Here is a 20,824-nt window from a genome sequence, read left to right as displayed (position 1 = left end):
ATGAAATATTTACCTGTTATCTTAATATTTTATATATTTTTTATTGCATACTATAGCTATGAGATGGGAGCAAGATGATGTCCAGCATGCCTTGACAGATAAGCAAGAAGATACCACCTTAAATGATATGGCAGATGCTCTTTTGCACGCAATACGTTATAATCAGGCAAAAGTGTTTCCGGATGTTGTGTGTCGTATTCAAAAAGAGGCGGAAACAAATGAAATTCTGGCGATACGTAAAATATTGGTGAAGCTTTTTCATATTCTGCAGAATAAAATGAACCAGTGTGAGGATATGAAGGATTATGTGACATTGCTAAGTGAGAAAATCGATGGTATCTCTTATGATAATCCCACGCAGGATGAGGCAACCTACATTCGTTATGAAGTTAAGCATGTAATCCATGCCATTATCAAATCACACAGTAAATCAATGAACAAGATTGTTTTGGATGCGTATACTTATATCGGTAAGAATTACCACCGTTCTATCGGGTTAAATGATTTAGCGAACTAATTAGATTTAACTCCTCAATATATCAGCTCTCTTTTATCGCAACATACAAAAAATAGTTTTACCAATATCTTAGCAGAGTATCGCGTTGAAAAGGCAAAGCAATTATTATTAAACAATCGCAAGATCAAAGAGGTTTCCAGTTTGGTAGGTTTTCAGAATCAAAATTATTTTGCGAAAACCTTTAAAAAAGTAACAGGCTATACACCTAAAGAATACAAACAGATGCATGTGATGAAAGATATATAAATGGCTGTTTTCATTTTGTATTTATGTTGTAAGAAGTATGGGGGTTAGCATATGCATGAAGGATTGTATGGATAAATAAGAAAATTTAAAAAGCGTTTAGAAGCAAGGAAAGAAGCCATCTGTATACGGGTCGGCTTTTTTTAATTGCGAAAAAAAGATAACCAAAGAATTGTTATATTTTATCGGTGATTTACCGGAATTTTATTTACGTTTTCTTTTTTATGGTTAGTGAAAAAGTGCTTTTTTATTTATATTGCTCTGTTTTTTAGAATTTATTGTCAATTTATTGACACTGGTTATCTTTTTCTATATTCTGTAAGTAGGAATTAAATAAGGTGTTTTATTCATAATAAAAATAACCTATATATCTACATAAATATTTGTATCCGGATAATGAAAGGTATTTATGAATAAAATGCGAGGTTATAAAATGTGATTATCGCTGTTTAATTAGCAATATTTACAAGGTTGTATTTGTACTTCATAATAAAACCCATACATGGGCTTTATCATATAGGTGTTTATGACATAAGGGCACATCACATCAAATAGTTTTAATAACAGAGAATAATGATTAGGAGGAAAACATGAAAAGGAAAAGTAGGAAGGTATTGGTCGCAACAGTTGCGACTGTTTCTATGCTGGGAGGAGAAATCGCATCCGGCATCTCTTTAAGAGCGTTTGAAAATGTAGCGGTTTTCGATATGAATACGATTGAAAACAGAACCGGAAGTATCACGGTCAACAAGCAGACAAAGGATAAGCAACCTTTAGCAGGGGCAACCTTTGCCATCTATAAGGTTATGAGCTTCACTCCTTCAACGGCAGATGCTTCTGCTAAATATGAACCAACCACGGATTTTGCGCAAGCATTACAGGGGATTAAGGCGGATGAACTAGGGACATATTCCGCTACAGAAATGGAAAAGCTTATTACGACCTTGACGGCAACAGCCAATACCGCAGATGTAAAAGCTACTGCAAGCATGACAACCCCTGCATCCGGTACGGTCACCTTTGAAAATCTTGACCTGGGATATTATCTGGTAGTAGAGACTTCTGCACCGGATGGATATGTGGCAGGAAAGCCATTTTTGATTGCCGTGCCTTCCAGTGATAACTATACGGATGAGAATGCAGCAGGTACAAAATGGGTCTATGATGTAACTGCGACACCTAAAAATGAGAAAGTGACGATACATAAGGAACTCACAGCAGAAAGTGATGGTTCGGTAGCAATTGGAGATTTTGTACAATATCAGATAACGACGCTGATGCCAAGCTATACCGATGACTATTTTGAAGGTGAGAATAAAGTAGTTTTCGAAATTCAGGATACGATGGATGATGGCTTAGCAATACAAAATGATAGCGAACATGCAATTACGGTAAAGGTGAATGATGCTGTCATAGAAGCATCCGATACGACCTATGCCATAACAGCAGCAAATGTAAGCAAAGAGACAGCAGATTTTAAGATCGTGTTCACAAAGGCCTTCCTAAAGGCGCATAAAGGAGAAAAGGTAGCAGTAACCTATTATGCGAAAGTAACGGAGAAAGCCATACAGGGAAATGCCGGAAATGAAAATGCGGCAGTGATCGTATATAATCATAAGCCAAATGCCACCACAACAAGTGAAAAAGAAACAGCTTATGTATATAGCTTTGGGATCAATGTGAAGAAATTTACGAAAGAAGGTACACCACAAGTTTTGCAAGGTGCTAAATTCGTCTTATTAGAGAAAGATGGCAAAACACAGATCGGGGAAGAAAAGAGCACAAATGCAGATGGTGAGATAGCTTTCGGCAAATTGGATGAAGGGACCTATTATCTAAAGGAAACGGCATCACCTACAGGATATACCTTGTTGGCAGAAGCAATCAAGGTAGAGATCATAGCAGAAAAAGATGAAACGACGAAGAAAGCAAATGGAAGATTTACAGTGAAGGTAAACGATCAGGAAGTAAATGCGACAACAGGAGAATATAGCAGCTATATCGATGAGGAAGCAGGAACAGCCAATATAGCAGTAGAGAACCATAAAGGATTTACGTTGCCATCCACAGGAGGAATGGGAATCACGGTATTCTTAGCAATTGGTGGCATAGGAATCTTAGGCATAAGTATTGTAATGTTGAAGAAGAGCAGGAAACAGGCAGAATTATGAAGATGACGAAGCGGATGGTATCAGTCTGTTTCGTTTTCGTATTTTTGTTCTTTTTAGGTATCATGGATTATCCCTTTGTGTCACGATTAATTAATCAACGAAACTACGATGGAGTCATTATTGAATATGATGATACAAGCGCAAAGCTGGATGCAAACAGAAAAGAACAATTTTTTAAAGAAGCGAAACAATATAATGAAGAACTAAGTAATGGTAGTGGTATCTCAATCATAGATGCTTTTGCTCAAGATCATAGCATGGAGAAAAAGTATACACAGCTTTTAAATGTTGCCAATAATGGAGTGATGGGAGTTGTTGATATTCCTAAACTACATGTCTCTTTACCTATTTATCATGGAACATCAGAAGAAGTTTTGCAAAAAGGGGCAGGACATTTGGAAGGCACTTCCTTACCGATTGGTGGGATCTCGACACATGCATGTCTTTCAGCACATCGTGGATTGCCAAACAAAAAGATGTTTACAAGCTTAGATGAATTAAAAAAAGGAGATATTTTTCTGATTACGGTCCTGGGAAGAAAAATGGCCTATAAAGTGAATAATATACAGATAGTCTTACCAAGTGACATTAAAGCCTTACACATTCAAAAAGGAAAAGACTTGGTAACATTAATTACATGTACACCATATGGAGTGAATTCACATCGTTTGTATGTAACAGGAGAAAGAACAGAATATAAAGAAGAAATGAAAACAGACAATAGCATTGGGCTGCCCTGGTATTATGATTGGTGGTGGGTACCAGTGAATATCGTCTTGTTAAGTGTATTGGGAATCTTATTATATCAATATAATAGAAAACCGAAAGTGAAAGAGAAAGTAGAATGAGGAAGGGCATATGAAAAAGAAATTGCAGTTGTTGATGAGTGTGGTAATGGTCTTAGCAATCATGCTTACACCGATACAGGCAAACAGCGGAAGGATAAACATCCAATTGAAAGATCTGCCCGGCGATTGGGATGAGAAAGCAGGAGTGGTCTTTACGCTATATCAGGTAGGAAAGATGAGCAATGATGGAAAGGCAGAACTGGATGCCAAGTATGACATGAGCCTGCCAAGCGATGCACAAGGATTGCAGAAGATCGCCAAAAAGCTTACCGCAAAAGAAGGGAAAGAGCTCATCGAAAAGAAGACGACCGACAAGAATGGCTGTCTGTCTTTTGAGAATGTCAAAAATGGCATCTATCTACTTGTACCCTCTCATATGGAAGCCTATGGAAGTATCGATCCTTTTATCGTGACGCTGCCAATGTATGAGGAAGTAAACAATGCTATTCAAGGACCTACTTATATGCTGCAGATAGAACCCAAAGCATCACCTAATGAAGAACCTATAAAACCAGTTCCTCCAGTGGATCCGGATGATCCTGAGACTCCGGATGTCAAAGAACCAGAGAAACCTGTTGAACCAGATAAACCGGTAGGTCCGGATCAATCCGATAAAGAACCTAATGTACCGGAAACCAATGAACCGCAGAAAGAACCCAATAAACCAGAGACACCACAAAAGGAACCATCAAAATCAGAAGAACCAGAGAAAGAAACAGAGGAAACAAAAACAGGAGATACGACAAGAAGAGGTCTGTATGTCTTGTTGATCATGTTATCCGGTTTTGGTATGTATATCATCTATAATAAGCATAGGAGAGGGAGAGAATTAGGTGATGAAAAATAAAAAAAGATTCACTGCTTTTCTATTAGCAGCTTCCATGCTGTTCATAAATACGAATTCCTCGTTGTTTGCCAAAGAAGAAGCAAAAGGGGAAGAAATTAGTGAGCAGTCAGATAAAACAAGACAACCATCCAGCATAAGCTATGCCCCAACGCAGCAGGCACTCTCAGGAAGCATACCGCCTGAAGAAACGAAAGAGGAGCCAAAAGAAGAAGCAGAAACACCAAAAACAAAGGAAGCTGTTCAGACGGTAGAAGTCAAAACAACGATCTATTTGGATGCCAATAAGAATGAAAAGAAAGATAAGGAAGAAAAAGGTGTATCCCATATCGAAGTACGCTTGTATAAGATGCTGGAAGGAACAGTGGAAAAAGAGGCAAGCTATCAGGCAATCATCAACATCAAGGGAGAAGTGTATCCTAAGGATGTAGAAGCAGGAAGCTATCGCATCGAATATGAGAGCATGGATAGCGAGAAGGATTTGAAGGATTATACGGGGGTATCTGGAAATGACGAGAATACCAAAAAATTATCTGAAAATGCCATGATCATCCAAGGGAAAGCATCATTAGTATTAAGCACAGTTGTTATAGATACAGATAAACAATATTTTAGAGCAGGAACCGATATTCAAAAATCAGACTTCAAAGTTTATAAAGTATATTCAGATGAATCATTGGTATTGATACCGGAAGATCAATTTCATATCGATTTAAAGACTGTTCCAAATAATGATAAAGAGGTCTTCAATTTAAAATTCACTTTGATCCAAGATGAAATCGGTAAAACGATAAGCAAAACTGAGGCATTTGTCATACAAAGAGAAATAGCATTAGATCAGCTTATGGTAAAGAATGGCGTAACAGACTTAATAAGTGGAAAGCATGTCATCTTAAATGAAGGAGATGTCATCATACCGGAAGAGATACTGTATAATGAGAAACCATACTTTATTACAAGTATAGGATCATCAGCATTTTATATGAATAAAGCAATTACAAGTATTAAAATACCAGAATCTATAAAGAGCATTGAATATGAGGCATTCTATTATTGTGAAAATTTGAAAGGTGAGTTAATCTTACCCAAAACACTAAATTACATAGGAAGATTTGCATTTTATTATGGTAGTGGATTAACAGGTAACTTAGTTATTCCAGATTCTGTAACAAGCATAGGAAATTATGCATTCTTAAGTTGTGACAGTCTTGAAAAAATCATCATTCAAGGTAAATCTGAAGGAGAAATTACAGGCTCTCCTTGGGGTGCACCAGACACAGTAACTATTGAATGGCAACCATCACAGGAAGGGGCATGATATTATGAAATATATAAAACGAATCAGTGTACTATTGCTTGCTGCTTTCTGTATGGTCGCAGGTATGCAAGCTATACAGGCAGAGGAAACGACGAGAGTGACCTTTACCAATGAAGAGAATAAGACTCCTGACCTCTTTATCACCAAGCATGTGGAAAGTGCTGATGAGCGCTATGAGGTACCAAAGGATGTAGCTTTCAAGTTCGTATTGAAGCTAAATGAAAAGCTTGCCAATAAGGAACAATACCGTGTGTTTAATGAAAACGGAGATGAGGTATACAATCATCAGGATGGTACGATATCTTCGGAAACAACCAATAAGATACCTTTCATGACCGATCGTAATGGAAACTTTACCTTATATGGTGGATATACTGCAAAATTTGAGTATGTCGGCAATGGGGTATCCTATGAGATCTCAGAGCTGCCGCAAGAAAACTTTCAACAGGTTTCTCCGGCAGCGGGGACCTCTGCCATCGGTACGATCAAACCAGATGGTGCCAGAGTTGAATTTGTGAATCTGTATATGCCATATGTTGAGCAGAAGACAACGGATCTGATCGTGACAAAGCATATCTCCTTTCCACAAGGTTATGTATATGATGGAGAAGATAGCTTTCACTTTACCTTGAAGCTGGAAGGGAAAGCATATGCGGATGAGGCATATACGATCAAGAATAGCGATACTGGCGAAGAAGTAAAAGAAGCAAGGACCGATGAAAACGGCAGGTTTACCTTAAAAGGCGGACAGAATGCTGTCTTTAAGGAAGTCAAGGCAGATGTGGACTATGAGGTCGTTGAGGAAAACGCAGAAGGTTGGCGAGTATTGGGGGATGTAAAACAAAGTGGAGCGACACAGGCACCGGTAACAGCAGTACAATATACGAATGCGATCGCTTCCTTTGGGGTCAATAAGACAATGAGCGATAAGAGCACATCGGAAGAAACGTTTACGTTCTTGTTGATGGATCATATGAAGAAGGCATGGAGCAATGCAAAGTATGTACTGTATGATAGTGTGAGTGGAAAACGTGTAGATGGTGTAACCTATACAACCGATGAGAATGGACATTTCACCTTGAAAGCGAATGAGACCGCCATGTTCTTAGGGATAGCACCGGGGACCCTGTATGATGTACAGGAAATAGTAAAACCGGGCTATATCCAAAAGACACCGGTAAGCAATGAAGGCTATGAGAACAAGGTCGTAGGCGATAATGTAGAGATATTGCCGTTCGTCAATGAAAAGATGAAGGAAGAAGGAATCTTATCAGTAACGAAGCTGATCGAGAATAAGACGGATGAGATACCCATGGATGATATCAAGTTTACTTTTGTATTGAGCAGAAAGAATGGGGACGTTTATGAAGCTGTCAAGAATGCGAACTATGTCATAGCACTCGGTGATTCCGAAAGCACCTATAAGACGAATGAAGCAGGCGAGTTCCAGATAAAAGGGAATCAGACCGCACTATTTCGAGAGCTGAAACAAAAAGAAACGTATAAGGTAGAAGAGAAACAGACGAATGTAGAATACACCATCAAGACAGAGGCCCAAGAAGAAGTATTAGAAAAGAACATCCAATTCTTATATACGAATGAGTATACACCAAAAGCAATCGATCTATATCTGAAGAAGGCAAATCGCGAAAAGGAAGGAATAGCAGGAGCGAAGTTCACGTTGTATAGGGATAAAGAACTGACGAATGCGATCGCAAGCTATGAGAGCGAAACGGAAGAGAAGTGCATGATTGAAAATGTGCGAGCAGGAACCTACTATCTGAAAGAGACACAATCACCAAAAGGCTATCGACTCTTGGAAGGGGCCATCAAGATCGAGATCACAAGAGAAGAAGGAACAGGGAAGCTGCTGGTGAAGATAAACGAGAAGGAGTATGGCCAAAGCGAAGGGAATGAGCAGATCCAGATCGAGACGAAGAAGGTAGGAGAGAATGACGAGCTGCATATGGTAGTATACAATGATAAGAATTTTTGGATACCGATCACCGGAGGAACAGGAATCTATGTACTGATAGGGATCGCGATGATAGGATGTATAGGAGCTCTTGTGGCATTGCGAAAGAAAGTGAAGATGGAGCATTGTTCAGAAAGTATAAAGAGGGCATGAAAGCATGATGAAGATGTATGTGATCGAGACATCAAAGATGCAGGAGATATGCCAACAAAAGACAGGGATAGCAGAGCAGCAACTATGCTTAAAGTTATTCTCTGAGGTACATGGTCAGATCCAAATGAAAGAACACGATTTCCAAAGCATATGGAAGATCATAACGCAAGATCATCCAAGAAGATATATAAGTAAAAAGGTACATGATCAGAAGAAACAGGGTTATTATTTATGTATAGAGGATACGAAGACCTTGATCGAATTGCGTAAGCGATTAACAAAGATCGAAATGGAAGAGGTATTAGAAAAGCTACGAAAAGAAGATCGTCATGTTTATCGTAATGATTATCTATATTATTTGGATGCGATGAAACGAGCAATGCTAGAAGGTATACAAGCTGCAATAAAAGAAGATTATGGTCTTGTCTTTTATTATGATTAAGGCGATAAGGATGTACGTGTAAAATGTTGTAATATGAAAAAAACCCCATGCGGTTTTTTTCATGTGTCCTCTAGTAAAAACGAAAGAATCTTAAATATTTCTCCTATATCATAATATTTTACCATTTATAAAAAATATAATGAAAATGGAAAGGAATAGAATATGGAAATACTTTAACAAAGGCTATAAAAGGTTTAGAACCAATCAAAACTGATACGAGTGCTTTAAGAACATTAATTGCGGCAGTAGAACAGCTTGCAGAAACAGACTATACAGCAAACAGCTATAAAGTGGTTGCTGAAAAATTACAAGAAGCAAAAGCAGTACTAGAAAAAACAAACCCAAGTACTGAAGAAGTGAAAAAGGCAGAGCTTGCATTACAAAATGCCCAGAAAGCGTTAGTTGTAAGAGCTAGCAAGGAAAGTGTAGATGTATTAAAGCGACTTGTTGAAGATGGTAAGAAAATGAAAGATGCTTATACTGAGGAAGCCTTTAAGGATGTGCAGACAGCGTTAGATTTGGCACAAGGTTTATTGACAGATCCATCAAATATGGCGGAAGTAACTACAAAAGAAGTCGTGCTATCCTTATCTACAGCTATCGATGCATTGCATAAGCTTACCCTTCAAGAAGCGAAAGAACAGCTTGCCGAAATGATTACGTATGCAGATACACTGTTAAAAGCAAATACTATTGAACAAATGACTGCAGAAAGCGTACAGGCATTACAAACGGCACTGAAACAGGCGAAGGAAGTAATAGCAAACGAAAAAGCATCACTTGAACAAATTAAGACGACACATACAATTCTTGTGAATGCAGTAAAAGGATTAAAACCACAAGAGTCAGTGACGCCTGATACAACGGCACTACAAACACTTATTAAAGAAGTGAAAAAGGTAACAGCTGATCTTTATACGGTGCAAAGCTATGAAGCACTAAGCAAGAAATTGCAAGATGCAAAAGCGATATTGGAAAAAACAAATCCAAGTGCAGATGAAGTAAGCAAAGCAGAACTTGAATTACAAAGTGCCCCAAATGCATTCGTCGTTAGAGCAAGCAAGGAAAGTGTAAAGATATTAAAAACACTTGTTGAAGAAGATTAGAAGTTAAAAGATTCTTATATAAAAGATGAGTTCAAAGACGTGCAAACGGCTTTAACATTGGCAGAAAGTTTATTAAAAGATCCATCTAATATGAGTGATAAGGAAACCAAAGAAGTTGTGTTATCTTTATCTACAACCATTCAAGCGTTAAAGGATTTGACACTTCAAGAGGCAAAGAAGCAGCTGCTGGAAATGATACAATATGCAGATGTATTGTTAACGGGTGAAGATATTAAGCAAATGACACCTAAGAGTGTTAAGGCGCTACAAACTACTTTGAAACAGGCAAAGAAAGTTTATAAGGACGAAAAAGCAACGCTTGAAGATATAAAAGCAATGCATAACACCTTGGTTACGGCAATGAAAAAGCTAGAAGTAAGGCTGGATACGACAGAATTAGATCATGAAATAAGCATTGACGAAGATATGCTTAACCATATTGATCGATATGAACCTTCTTCGGTTGCAAAACTTAAAGATGCTTTACAACAGGCAAAAGATGTGAAAAAAACTGCTAAGAATTAGCAGGAACTGGATGAAGCATTATGATTGCTAAAAGAAGAAAGACAAAAAGCTATACGATTAAAAGACAAAGATACAAATGTAAGTGATATAGACAAAACTGAGTCAAAGGATACAGTCGATGTTCCTACAGGTGATATCAGTGCAACAGGTGTATTTGCAGACTTGCTGATCATTGCTGGTGGAGCTATTATTACCTTATTGAAAAGAAAAAAGCGCGTATAGTTGTATGCGATAAGAAAAGCCAGCGGGCATTCTGATAAGAGTGCCTCTGGCTTTTTCATTCTATTCGTTATGGATGGTTAATTAGTTTTCTTTTTGACGTACGACTTCAAAGGCAAAAATGGCAGTAGAGGCCGCTGCCGTCATGGCATTGCGAAAATCACTGCGATAAGGTATATAAAGATTTTGATCACTGTGAGCCATAACAACTTTACTTAAGCCACGCATTTCGCCTCCGATAGCAAGACAGATGCGTTCGGGAAAGGTGTAGGAATAAAGCGAGATTGCATCTTTGCGCTGCGCACAAAGAAGCATGATATCTTTTTGATGAAGATAGGTTAAGGTATCTTCCATATCATCTGCGATAATGATATTAATATATTCACTTGCTCCGGCACTTGCTCTGGTAACGACATCGGCTGCCGTTGTCCAATTACGCAAAGGTACAAGAACACCATCACAGCCTGCGGCATATAAGGTTCGTAAAACATAGCCAAAATTAAAGGGATCTTCTACGCCTTCTACCAATGCCAGAAATACCTGCTTTTTATTAACAAGCTCTTCTAAATTTTGATACTTGCGTTGCCCACAATAGGCGATAATACCTCCATGCGTCTTTCCTGTAGCAAGAGCATCAATTTCTTCTCGTTTCATATAGGTGATATCTACTTGAGCTTCTTTTGCTTTATGCAAAATAAAAGCAGTATCCTTATCCTTCTTTTTGGCATCTACCAAAATCTTATGAACCTTGCGTTTCTTACCTAATAAAACTGCTTTTACACTGATATTTCCTTCGACAATACAGGTTTCCATAAACTTCCTCATTTCTTTTAACCATTATAATATAATTCTTTCAAATTACAAGGACTTTTCTTTTCTTCATGCGTCAAAAATGGTACACTAATACCAGTATGAACAGGAGGATGACTATGAAAGCAGCACTTGTGACGATGAATGTAAAAGCAGGACAATGCGCTGAAAATGTGCAATATATGAAACAGCAGATCAAGCGAGCAAAGGAAGATGGAGCTGATTTGATTGTATTTCCTCAAAATGCTGTCAGCGGTTATTTGTTAGGCGATGTCTGGTTAGATGAGGATTTTTGTCGGTATGCGGACAGTTTTAACGATGAATTGATTCGTGAAAGTGAGGATATTGCGATTGTTTGGGGGAATATCCGTTATCGTAATCGTCGACGATTTAATGCGGCTTTTTTTGCTTATCAGAAAAAGACGCATATGCGCGTGAAACAAAATGAGCTTTTGCCTTATATACAGGATGCCTTATATTTTGAAGAAAATCCGATAAATAGTGCGATAGAATATAAAGAGGATATGGTATTTGCGCTGAATTTTGGTGATGAGATTCAACTTGCGGATATGAATATCAATCTGGATGCGCGCCCTTATGATATGCAGAAGGCATATCATCCCCATGGAAATGTCATTTATGTCAATGCCTGTGGGATGCAAAATATGGATCACAGCGTCATGCTGATGGAAGGTGGAAGCTGTGTGCTTCGGAATGGAAAATGTCTTTATCAAGCGCCTTATTTTCAAGAAGATTATGCCTTGGTTGATCTTGCATCGCAGAAAGAAGATAAAGCAAAACCACGCTCTTTGTTAGCGGCATTAACCATGGGTATTCAACAATTTGATGCACAGGTTTTTGCAGGAAAGCTTCCTTGGATCGTTGGAATGAGCGGTGGTTTGGATTCCAGTGTCACAGCAGCATTGCTTGTTTATGCTTTAGGCAAACAACGTGTTTATGGTTATAATCTGGCTACCCGCCATAATCGCGATATTACGAAATCAAATGCCCGACAAGAAGCACAAGCTTTAGGGATTGCTTATCGCGAAGGGGCTATAGAAGCACTTGTTGAAGCGACAGAAACAACTTTACTGCAGGAATATGGTTACGATGTGAAACAATATCCTATCTTGGTAAAAGAAAATTTGCAGGCCAGAGCAAGAGGTTATTTATTAAATAGCTTTGCCGGTATGTTGGGAGGCGTTGTTGTGAATAATGCCAATAAGGTAGAAGTAGCGTTAGGATATTGTACTTTATATGGTGATAGCATCGGTGCATTATCTTTGATTGGAGATCTTACCAAGGTACAGTTGTTTGCCTTATCAAAAGAATTAAATGACGTATTCGCGAAAGAAGTTGTGCCACATGCGCTATTACCTGATGTGCAAGGAGATGCTATCACTTGGGAAATGCCTCCTAGTGCAGAATTAAAGGAAGATCAATTAGATCCTATGAAATGGTTCTATCATGATTATCTGGTGGAACATTTAGGAAAAGATATGAGTGTATCACAATACTTAAAACGCTATGAGGATAGGACGCTGGATGAGGAAGTTTGGCGATGGATCTGTTATTATGGACTAGACGATCCGAAAGCGTTTATTGAAGATTTAGAATGGTTTTTAACAACGAAAGAGCGCAATGCTTTTAAAGGATTGCAATTGCCTCCGGCTATTTGTGTCCATCATGATAATTTTACCAATCGTAAGCTGTCACAAATGCATAAAGATCAAAACTTGCTTGCTGCATTTAAACAGAAATATGGCGGCTAATCTTTCAAAAATTTAAGATTTCTTCACAAAGTTCTATGCTAAAATAAAAGGGATGGAGGGACTGTATGAAAATTAAAATAACACAAGAAATGCGTAAAAAGATGTGGATGGCCATTATTGTCATTGCGGCAGGTATTACCATTTTTTTCGCTTTCGATAAGTTTTCACTTTTATGGAACGGCATAAAAAGTATTTGTTCTTTAACAACACCTTTTATTCTGGGATTTGCAATTGCTTTTTTGTTAAATAAACCGATGGAATTTATAGAGCATAAGTTATTAGGAAAATTACCTCTGAAAAAAGAGCATCGGCGCAATATTGCGGCAATCCTGGCTGTCTTATTAGGTATTATCATTGTTGGGGCTTTCTTGGCAATGCTGATTCCGCAATTGATGGAGAGTATCTTATCTTTAGTAAAGGCTTTTCCTGGCTATATGGAAGATACACAGGATTTTATTAATGAATTTATTGAAGAAAATGGAATTGCGGCAGAGGAAATCACAAAGATGCTGTCACAAAATAATCTGCTGACCAGAATGACCGAGTTTGTCACGGATGCAGTACCGAAAATGTTAAAGTATACATATCAATTTGGTTCGACCTTATTGGACATCGTGTTAGGCATTATGTCTGGTTTGTATATGCTGATTGATAAGGAACGTTTAATGGGATATGCAAAACGTATTAATTATGCCTTATTCCCCATAGAAATAGCGGAATATTTGCATCGTATGACACTTGCCAGCGGGGATATTTTTAATAACTTCATCGTAGGAAAGGCAATTGATTCTTTGATTATCGGCATCTTGTGTTATATCGGTTCATTGATCTTTCAGTTCCCATACGCTTTATTATTGTCTGTATTCGTTGGTGTTACAAATATGATACCGGTATTCGGTCCATTCATTGGAGCTGTGCCGGGCATCGTGATCCTTTTTATCATTCATCCGATCACAGCTTTATATTTCGCTTTATTCATCTTCGTATTACAACAATTTGATGGCAATATTTTAGGACCTTTGATCTTAGGTGATAAACTTGGTTTACCAAGTATTGGAATCTTATTCTCGGTATGTGTAGGGGGAGGTTTATTTGGAATCATCGGTATGTTTATCGGAGTTCCTTGCTTTGCTGTTATCTATGCTGCCGTTCGCGAATTTGTGAATTATCGTTTAAAACAAAAAAAACTGTCTTTGGAACAACTAAGCTTTCAGGCCCAAAAGGAGGCTAAACAAAAAGAAGAGGAATTTGAAGAAATTATTCGTGATGATGAATAAAGAATACTTAAAAAGAACAGTCGCATAATGATCAAATAGATCTTGTCGGCTGTTCTTCTCTTTTGGCTTGTTGTGATGAAGTAGGTAAATCCTCATGGAATAATACGCCTTTATATTTAGGTAAAGAAAAGCGTTCTGCGAATAAATCACATTTACATAGTAACAAGTAATAGACAGGCAATCCATTGCCACATAAGGTTTCAAAATTAGCTTGTCCTTTAGCAAGGATGATATCTGCATCTTGAATGGCCTGAAAGGCTTGCTGACTGATATGATGAATATCCGTACCTGCCATGGCGATACCATTATCAATCACATGACAGATACTTTGTAGATGGACATCCTGCGCATCTCTCATCGTGGCATCGTTAAGGACTTCACCTCCGCGAACCATCGCGGTAATGCTTAGGTGAGGATAGTGAAATTGCAATTGTTCGATGAGTAATTTATCAAGCAGAATCTCACCACAATTATCACAAATATATAAAAGGCGCTGTGCTTTTGCTAAATCTTGTTTTAGTGCGGTATATTTCTGGGTATCCAGCAAATCTTCATCGGCCTTTGCTAATAGAGCTAAAAAGAAATTCGCATCAACTTCATCCAAAGCACCAAAGTCAATATAATTGCCAACTCTTGCCAATTGGATGGCATATGCAAGTGCATCTTCTTTGCACTGTATCTGTTTGCGGATATCCGCTTCCTTCGCACACATCATATCATTGTAATGCTTTTTGATGGCGGCATAGGGCAATACAGCATGTGGAAAGGTTTTAGCATATAAAGCATCAATTTGATTAGACAGCCAGGGCATGGTTTCTTCATCCTTGCTGTTTCCTAAGATATGCAAAACTTCTTTCATATAAGAAAGCTTCTTTTTTTCATCGCTTTCTTTTCGTATTTTTTCATCCTGTTTTTTAATTAAACAAGCAATACAGCGGGCATTCATTTCCATGCTCATCAACTCCTTTATAATTGTTTTGTAAATGTATATCCCTTTTTCTTATAGCCTTTTTGTTCATAAAAGGCATGTGCTTGCTGTCTGCATAAACCACTGCTGATGGCGATATCACTAGCCGCATGTGCTTTGGCACACGTTTGCGCATAGGCTAAAAGGCTACTTCCGATACCGGTATGCTGCTTGTCCTCGCGTACAGCCAGGGCAATTAATCTTGCGTATTGTCCTTTGGTTACATATGCATAAAGATATGCCAATCCTGCAAAGCCAAACACTTCACCATCTTTTTCAAAGACGATACTTTGATACTGATCGTTTTTTTCCATGGCTTTCAACTGGAACAAGACATCTTCTTCATTCATTGACCCATAACCCAATTCCTTCTGAATAAGCTGCGTAATGGCTTTTAGATCATTGGAAATATTAATAAAACGACATGGCATATGCATACCTCCTTAGTTCTATTATAAAGCTTTTAGAAAAAATAACCAAGGTTTGCTTTCCTTTGCTGCTTCAAATTGTATGAGACAGCAACAGTGCGTGTTATCGTTTTTTTGTAAGCTTCGCATGACGCTTAACCCAAATAAAAAAGGACGTAATGTCCTTTCTTAAGACGCTGGATTTAAGGCAGCAATACCACTTTCAAATAATTCATCACTCAATGTGAAGTTACAGCGCTTGCATTCTTGGATGATGTTCATGATATGATCGCTAACACGTTCGATATCCGTCATGATTTCAGAATAGATGACACAATCTTTCGCATTGATTTTCTCTTCATATAAACGTTCGATTTGTTTTTGACGATAATTTGCGGTTAACTCATCAATACGATCTTCAATACGTTCAATCTTTTCGTAACAATCATTTTGTGAATCTAAACGATAGGTAAACAAAAGAGCAAAGCTTTTTTCTAACAGTTCTTCAAGTTGTTTTATTTCATCCTTGATCCATTCACTGCTGCTTAGTTTATATTCGCTGCCATCTATGGCATATTGAATGATATTAATGGCATGATCGCCGATACGTTCAATGTCAGCAAAGCATTTATATAAAGCATTACAGGTGGTAGAATCGCTTTCGTTCATTTTTAAGGAACTGACCTTTGACATGTAGTTGGTGATTTCATAATTAATGAAATCTATGCGTTTTTCTCGTTTGTTGATTTTATCAAGTTTAAATGGTTCTCCATATAAAGCCTGCATACTTTCCTGCAAATTGGTTTCTGTCAGCTTTAACATGGCTAAGGCTTCTTTACGTAAGGAAGAAATCGCGATAGGGACACTACCGATGTTGTCTTCATCGATAAAAGTCAATGGAATGTTGTAGCCGGCATCTTCTATTTCCTCTGGTTTTATCGGCAGAATGAGTTGAGCCAGTTTTGCGAGCTTATTACCAAATGGCAACAATAATAAGGTGGTAACAATATTAAATGCGGTATGCGTATTGGCTATTTGAGCAGCTGGATTGGTAGTAATGGTTTCCATCCAACTTACAAACGGCACAAGATGAACAAAGATCAAAAAGACGATTGTTCCGATGATATTAAAGGATAAATGAATGATTGTGGTACGTTTGGCATTGCGGTTTGCGCCAAGAGATGCCAATACAGCGGTAATACAGGTACCGATATTTTGTCCAAAGATAATATAAATTGCTGAGCTTAAAGGTATCAGTCCACTGATTGCCAATGCTTGTAGGATACCAACTGATGCGCTGGAGCTTTGGATCAAGGCAGTAAAACCGGCACCTAACAGAATTGCTAAGACAGGATTGGAAATCGTTGTCATGGCATGAATGAACGCTTCGGATTGTTGTAAAGGAACCATTGCATTTTTCATCATATCCATACCGATAAAAAGAATCCCAAGTCCTGCCAGTATTTCCCCAAAAGCATTGACCTTTTTGTTTTTCATAAACGTAACCATCACAACACCGAGTATTGCCACCAAAGGGGCAATCTTACTGGCGTCTAAAGCAATTAATTGTCCGGTAATCGTCGTACCGATGTTGGCACCCATAATAATCCAGACAGCCTGATTTAATGTCATTAACTGTGAGTTCACAAAGCCGACAACCATAACTGTAGTTGCAGAAGAACTTTGAATGATGGCTGTAATGACAGCGCCAACGATAACGCCTAAGAAAGGGTTACTGGTGAGCTTTTCAAGTATTGCTTTCATGCGATCACCGGCAGCTTGTTCTAAACCGGCACTCATCATATGCATTCCATAAAGGAATAAAGCTAAACCGCCTAATAAGGCGAGTAAATTGTTAAAAGTCATGGAATTTTAACCTCCTGTTTACATCCAGTAAAAGTATAATGGACTTTTTAAGTTCCTACAATATAAGTATTGTTAAGAGTCTGTTAATTTTTCACAGGAAAATAAAAAAAAGCAAGAGAAGGTTTGTTTGCTGGTTGTTTAACAGGATGATAATCATATGATGATTAAAAAAATCAGCTATTGGTGAATTTTTGAATGATATTTGTAATCTAAAGCATATAAAAAAAGTAAATGGCTTCCTATTTTATCGATAAGATGGAAAATGTGCAAATTTTATAAGGAACAGCTTGTTCGGCAGTCAATTTGGATATCTTTTTTATGCATTTTTACTTATGAATCGCTTTTATTGTGTTCTTATTCGAATATTGCTCCATTTCCTTTTTTTATTCTATATCTGAAATGAAAAAAAGGTTGTTTTTTCATAATGAATTCTTATCAGCATTTTTCCCAAAAAAATAAAAATCGCTACAAATCGACTTTATTTATCTGCTCAGAATAATTAAAGTTAAAGCGGTCTTTGCCTTTCAACAAAGGGGGATTTATAGGATGGTCATAAAAACAAAGAAGATATTAATCAAAAAAGTTACCGATATTTTACATGATATTGGTATGCCTGCTCATATCAAGGGCTTTTATTATGTAAGAGATGCCATTATTCTAGTGTATCAAGATATCACAAGATTAAACCATATCATCAATGATGTATACGCACTCGTCGCAAAGCGTCATCATACATCGATTCAAAGTGTGGAGCGTACGATTCGTGTTGCCATTGAAATCACATGGTTGCGCGGTGATATGGATGAGATTATGTGCATCTTTCATAATACGGTTGACGGCCGTAAAGCACGTCCAACAAACAAGGAGTTCATAGCTCTTATCGTGGACTACTTGAACATCGAGCATATGTAGAACAACGAGGCAAAGACCAATAGCAGTATATCGAAATGGTGTACTGCTTTTTTTCGTAATTGTTTTCGGCATTACACCTTAGAATGGAAACGATTGTTCTGCACGTAATTTACATGAATTGCTAGAAGGAGTATGAATTTATTATAAATAATTTCTGATGTTTTACAAGGTTTTTGGAAAGGATCCTGATTTATGATAGTAGACTTCAAAGTTTCTTTCAATCTATGAAAGTTTGCGAATGAAAAGGAAAAAGAAAAGGAAACCCAGATAGACGTCGTCCTTCTGACTTTCCTTAACATTCTTTCAATTCTGAGGAAATGTTCTACATTGCCATGAACATATCGTCGTAAGTAGGGAATGGATAATGTTCACGGGATATTGATTCTTCAATATTGTCAATGACCGTTCGTAAAGCATCCATGGCAGGTAATACGACAGTATCCAGATATTTTGCTTTTGCACGGTTTTCCGGATGCTGTTCGCGATTTTCCATTTTTTCCTTTAATTCGTGATAATGTTCATCAAAATCATGCAATAATTGTAACAGGTGTTTGATCTTTCGCTGATAATAAGCATTTTCTATTCCTAGTGAATTCTGGGCATCACTATAAAATTTGATTTCTTTTACTAAAGCCGGCAGAATTTCTTTTTTAGAAATATTCAACAAGGTCAATACTTCTGCTTTCACTGATTTGCGGTATTCTTCTGTTAAAATATCGACACGGGCTTGTAATTCCAATTCATTATATACTTTGTTTCTTTCAAACATAGCAATGGCTTTCTCATCAATCAATGCTTGAATGGAATCAATATAATGTGCAATGTTTGGCAATCCTCGTTTATCAGCTTCTTTCAGCCATTCTTCGCTGTAACCATCTCCGCTAAATAAGATACGGTGATGCTTTTGTAAAATGTTGCGGCAGATGGTTAAGGATTTCTTGCGGATATCATCAATATATTTATAATTTTGCAATTCATCGGCTATCCGACTTAAAGAATCTGCGACAATGGTATTGAGAATGATGTTTGTCGTGGATGCGCTGCGGCTGCTGCCAACCATGCGGAATTCAAATTTATTGCCGGTGAAGGCAAATGGTGAAGTACGGTTACGATCACTGGTATCCTTTGGCACATAGGATAAATTGGCAATTGCATAAGGTTGTGTTTCTACTTCGTTCTTTAATTCATGTTCACCCTTGCGCAGCTTTTCTAAGATGATTTCTAATTCATCTCCCATACAGATGGATATAACTGCCGGAGGGGCTTCATCGGCACCTAAGCGATAATCATTGCCGTAGCAGCTAGCTGCCATACGTAATAATTCCGGATACGTATCAACAGCTTCAATAATGGCGCATACAAAGAGCAAAAAGCGAATATTTTCATGTGGGCGATCGCCGGGTTCTAACAGGTTTTGTCCATCATCAGTGACCAAAGACCAGTTATTGTGCTTACCGCTGCCATTCACACCTTGAAATGGTTTTTCATGCAACAGGCAGGCAAAGCCATGGCGATCAGCCTGTTTCTTTAAGACATCCATGATAATCAGATTCTGATCAATGGCGACATTGACATCAATAAATAAAGGGGCAATTTCAAATTGACATGGAGCTACTTCATTGTGCTCGGTTTTTGCATAGATTCCCAGTTTCCATAACTCTTTATCTACATCACTCATGAACGCCTGTACGCGCTCAGGAATCGAGCCAAAATAATGACCGCGGATATCCATACTTTTGGGCGGCATGGAGCCAAACAAGGTGCGTCCGGTATGCATAAGATCCATACGCTTTTGATATTGCTGTTTATCAATCAAAAAGTATTCCTGTTCTAAGCCAACCATGGCATTGACCCGTTTAATATCTTTATCTTTAAACAGATTAACGATGCGGGTAGCCTGTTTACTGATGGCTTCCGCACTCTTTAATAAGGGAGCTTTTTTATCTAAGGTTTCCCCATTATAAGATACAAAGATCGTCGGAATGCACAATACGTTATCTCTGATAAACGCAGGAGAGGTGCAGTCCCAATAGGTATAGCCGCGTGCCTCAAAGGTTGCCCGCAAGCCACCGCTTGGAAAACTAGAAGCATCACCTTCCCCTTTAATCAACGATTTTCCTGAGAAACGTGAAATGGGTTGATTATGATCTCCTGGTTCAATAAAGGAATCGTGTTTTTCTGCTGTTGAACCAGTCAAAGGCTGAAACCAATGTGTAAAATGGGTACAGCCTTTTTCCATGGCCCAGGTTTTCATCGCATGGGCAATCGCATCGGCTGTATTGCGATCTAAAGCATCTTCTTTGCGGGTAGCTGTTTTCCATTTTGTATAGATGGGATGAGGCAGACATTCCTTCATCACGCTTTCACTAAATAAATTGATACCGAAATCATCAAAAGGGTGTTTTTCTGTCATAGTTTGATCCTCCTATGTATTGATTTTACTTTATTTTTT

At 38.0% G+C, this 20,824-nt stretch carries 18 protein-coding genes and 1 pseudogene; 14 read left to right on the top strand and 5 right to left on the bottom strand.

Annotated features, from left to right (window positions below; all coding sequences use genetic code 11):
• The first annotated feature begins 58 nt into the window (after positions 1-58).
• The 11 genes and pseudogenes from AC1VS3_RS09765 to AC1VS3_RS09715 all read left to right on the top strand — a co-directional run bounded on the left by AC1VS3_RS09765 (position 59) and on the right by AC1VS3_RS09715 (position 10,364).
• Entirely contained in the window at positions 59-517 is a 459-nt protein-coding gene (locus tag AC1VS3_RS09765) for a hypothetical protein (protein WP_008689267.1), read from the top strand.
• A 15-nt stretch (positions 518-532) separates the two neighbouring features.
• Positions 533-763, top strand: a pseudogene (locus tag AC1VS3_RS09760) (helix-turn-helix domain-containing protein); the annotation flags it as partial.
• A 587-nt stretch (positions 764-1,350) separates the two neighbouring features.
• Positions 1,351-2,931, top strand: coding sequence for a SpaH/EbpB family LPXTG-anchored major pilin (locus AC1VS3_RS09755; RefSeq protein WP_008689265.1), 1,581 nt, complete (start codon positions 1,351-1,353; stop codon positions 2,929-2,931).
• Positions 2,928-3,779 carry a class C sortase gene (locus AC1VS3_RS09750; RefSeq protein WP_008689263.1) on the top strand — a complete coding sequence of 284 codons (852 nt, stop codon included), beginning with the start codon at positions 2,928-2,930 and terminating at the stop codon, positions 3,777-3,779. The genes AC1VS3_RS09755 and AC1VS3_RS09750 overlap by 4 nt, the downstream gene beginning before the upstream one ends.
• 10 nt (positions 3,780-3,789) lie before the next feature.
• Positions 3,790-4,626, top strand: a complete 837-nt coding sequence (locus AC1VS3_RS09745) for a pilin N-terminal domain-containing protein (protein WP_008689261.1) — start codon at positions 3,790-3,792, stop codon at positions 4,624-4,626.
• A complete protein-coding gene (locus AC1VS3_RS09740) occupies positions 4,616-5,941 on the top strand; it encodes a leucine-rich repeat domain-containing protein (protein WP_008689260.1) in 1,326 nt (441 codons plus the stop codon). The genes AC1VS3_RS09745 and AC1VS3_RS09740 overlap by 11 nt, the downstream gene beginning before the upstream one ends.
• 4 nt (positions 5,942-5,945) lie before the next feature.
• Positions 5,946-8,069: an MSCRAMM family protein gene (locus AC1VS3_RS09735; RefSeq protein ID WP_481275625.1), complete on the top strand. Its 2,124-nt coding sequence runs from the start codon at positions 5,946-5,948 to the stop codon at positions 8,067-8,069.
• 4 nt (positions 8,070-8,073) lie between these two features.
• The gene (locus AC1VS3_RS09730; RefSeq protein ID WP_008689256.1) at positions 8,074-8,511 is read left to right on the top strand and encodes a hypothetical protein; all 438 of its coding nucleotides are present in this window, start codon (positions 8,074-8,076) and stop codon (positions 8,509-8,511) included.
• Between the two features lie 155 nt (positions 8,512-8,666).
• Positions 8,667-9,617: a hypothetical protein gene (locus tag AC1VS3_RS09725; RefSeq protein WP_319638826.1), complete on the top strand. Its 951-nt coding sequence runs from the start codon at positions 8,667-8,669 to the stop codon at positions 9,615-9,617.
• Between the two features lie 39 nt (positions 9,618-9,656).
• Positions 9,657-10,142 carry an FIVAR domain-containing protein gene (locus tag AC1VS3_RS09720; RefSeq protein ID WP_008689252.1) on the top strand — a complete coding sequence of 162 codons (486 nt, stop codon included), beginning with the start codon at positions 9,657-9,659 and terminating at the stop codon, positions 10,140-10,142.
• A 24-nt stretch (positions 10,143-10,166) separates the two neighbouring features.
• Positions 10,167-10,364 carry a hypothetical protein gene (locus AC1VS3_RS09715; protein WP_017144609.1) on the top strand — a complete coding sequence of 66 codons (198 nt, stop codon included), beginning with the start codon at positions 10,167-10,169 and terminating at the stop codon, positions 10,362-10,364.
• 81 nt (positions 10,365-10,445) lie between these two features.
• Here AC1VS3_RS09715 and AC1VS3_RS09710 read toward each other — a convergent pair whose 3' ends face one another.
• On the bottom strand, positions 10,446-11,174 hold the full coding sequence (locus tag AC1VS3_RS09710; RefSeq protein WP_008689251.1) for a TrmH family RNA methyltransferase: 729 nt from the start codon (positions 11,172-11,174) through the stop codon (positions 10,446-10,448).
• A gap of 116 nt (positions 11,175-11,290) precedes the next feature.
• Between AC1VS3_RS09710 and nadE the strand changes: the two genes are divergently transcribed.
• The gene (nadE, locus tag AC1VS3_RS09705) at positions 11,291-12,943 is read left to right on the top strand and encodes an NAD(+) synthase (protein WP_008689250.1); all 1,653 of its coding nucleotides are present in this window, start codon (positions 11,291-11,293) and stop codon (positions 12,941-12,943) included.
• A gap of 65 nt (positions 12,944-13,008) precedes the next feature.
• Positions 13,009-14,220, top strand: a complete 1,212-nt coding sequence (locus AC1VS3_RS09700; protein WP_008689249.1) for an AI-2E family transporter — start codon at positions 13,009-13,011, stop codon at positions 14,218-14,220.
• A gap of 31 nt (positions 14,221-14,251) precedes the next feature.
• Here AC1VS3_RS09700 and AC1VS3_RS09695 read toward each other — a convergent pair whose 3' ends face one another.
• The 3 genes from AC1VS3_RS09695 to AC1VS3_RS09685 all read right to left on the bottom strand — a co-directional run bounded on the left by AC1VS3_RS09695 (position 14,252) and on the right by AC1VS3_RS09685 (position 17,460).
• The gene (locus AC1VS3_RS09695; protein WP_008689248.1) at positions 14,252-15,172 is read right to left on the bottom strand and encodes a damage-control phosphatase ARMT1 family protein; all 921 of its coding nucleotides are present in this window, start codon (positions 15,170-15,172) and stop codon (positions 14,252-14,254) included.
• Between the two features lie 14 nt (positions 15,173-15,186).
• A complete protein-coding gene (locus tag AC1VS3_RS09690; protein ID WP_008689247.1) occupies positions 15,187-15,618 on the bottom strand; it encodes a GNAT family N-acetyltransferase in 432 nt (143 codons plus the stop codon).
• 165 nt (positions 15,619-15,783) lie between these two features.
• The gene (locus AC1VS3_RS09685; RefSeq protein WP_008689246.1) at positions 15,784-17,460 is read right to left on the bottom strand and encodes a Na/Pi cotransporter family protein; all 1,677 of its coding nucleotides are present in this window, start codon (positions 17,458-17,460) and stop codon (positions 15,784-15,786) included.
• Between the two features lie 546 nt (positions 17,461-18,006).
• Between AC1VS3_RS09685 and AC1VS3_RS09680 the strand changes: the two genes are divergently transcribed.
• Positions 18,007-18,372, top strand: coding sequence for a sporulation initiation factor Spo0A C-terminal domain-containing protein (locus AC1VS3_RS09680; protein WP_008689245.1), 366 nt, complete (start codon positions 18,007-18,009; stop codon positions 18,370-18,372).
• 322 nt (positions 18,373-18,694) lie between these two features.
• Here AC1VS3_RS09680 and AC1VS3_RS09675 read toward each other — a convergent pair whose 3' ends face one another.
• On the bottom strand, positions 18,695-20,785 hold the full coding sequence (locus AC1VS3_RS09675; RefSeq protein ID WP_008689244.1) for a glutamine synthetase III family protein: 2,091 nt from the start codon (positions 20,783-20,785) through the stop codon (positions 18,695-18,697).
• Positions 20,786-20,824: the final 39 nt, after the last annotated feature.

Source organism: Longicatena sp. (genome assembly GCF_982403165.1).
This window is presented reverse-complemented; position numbering and strand designations above follow the sequence as displayed.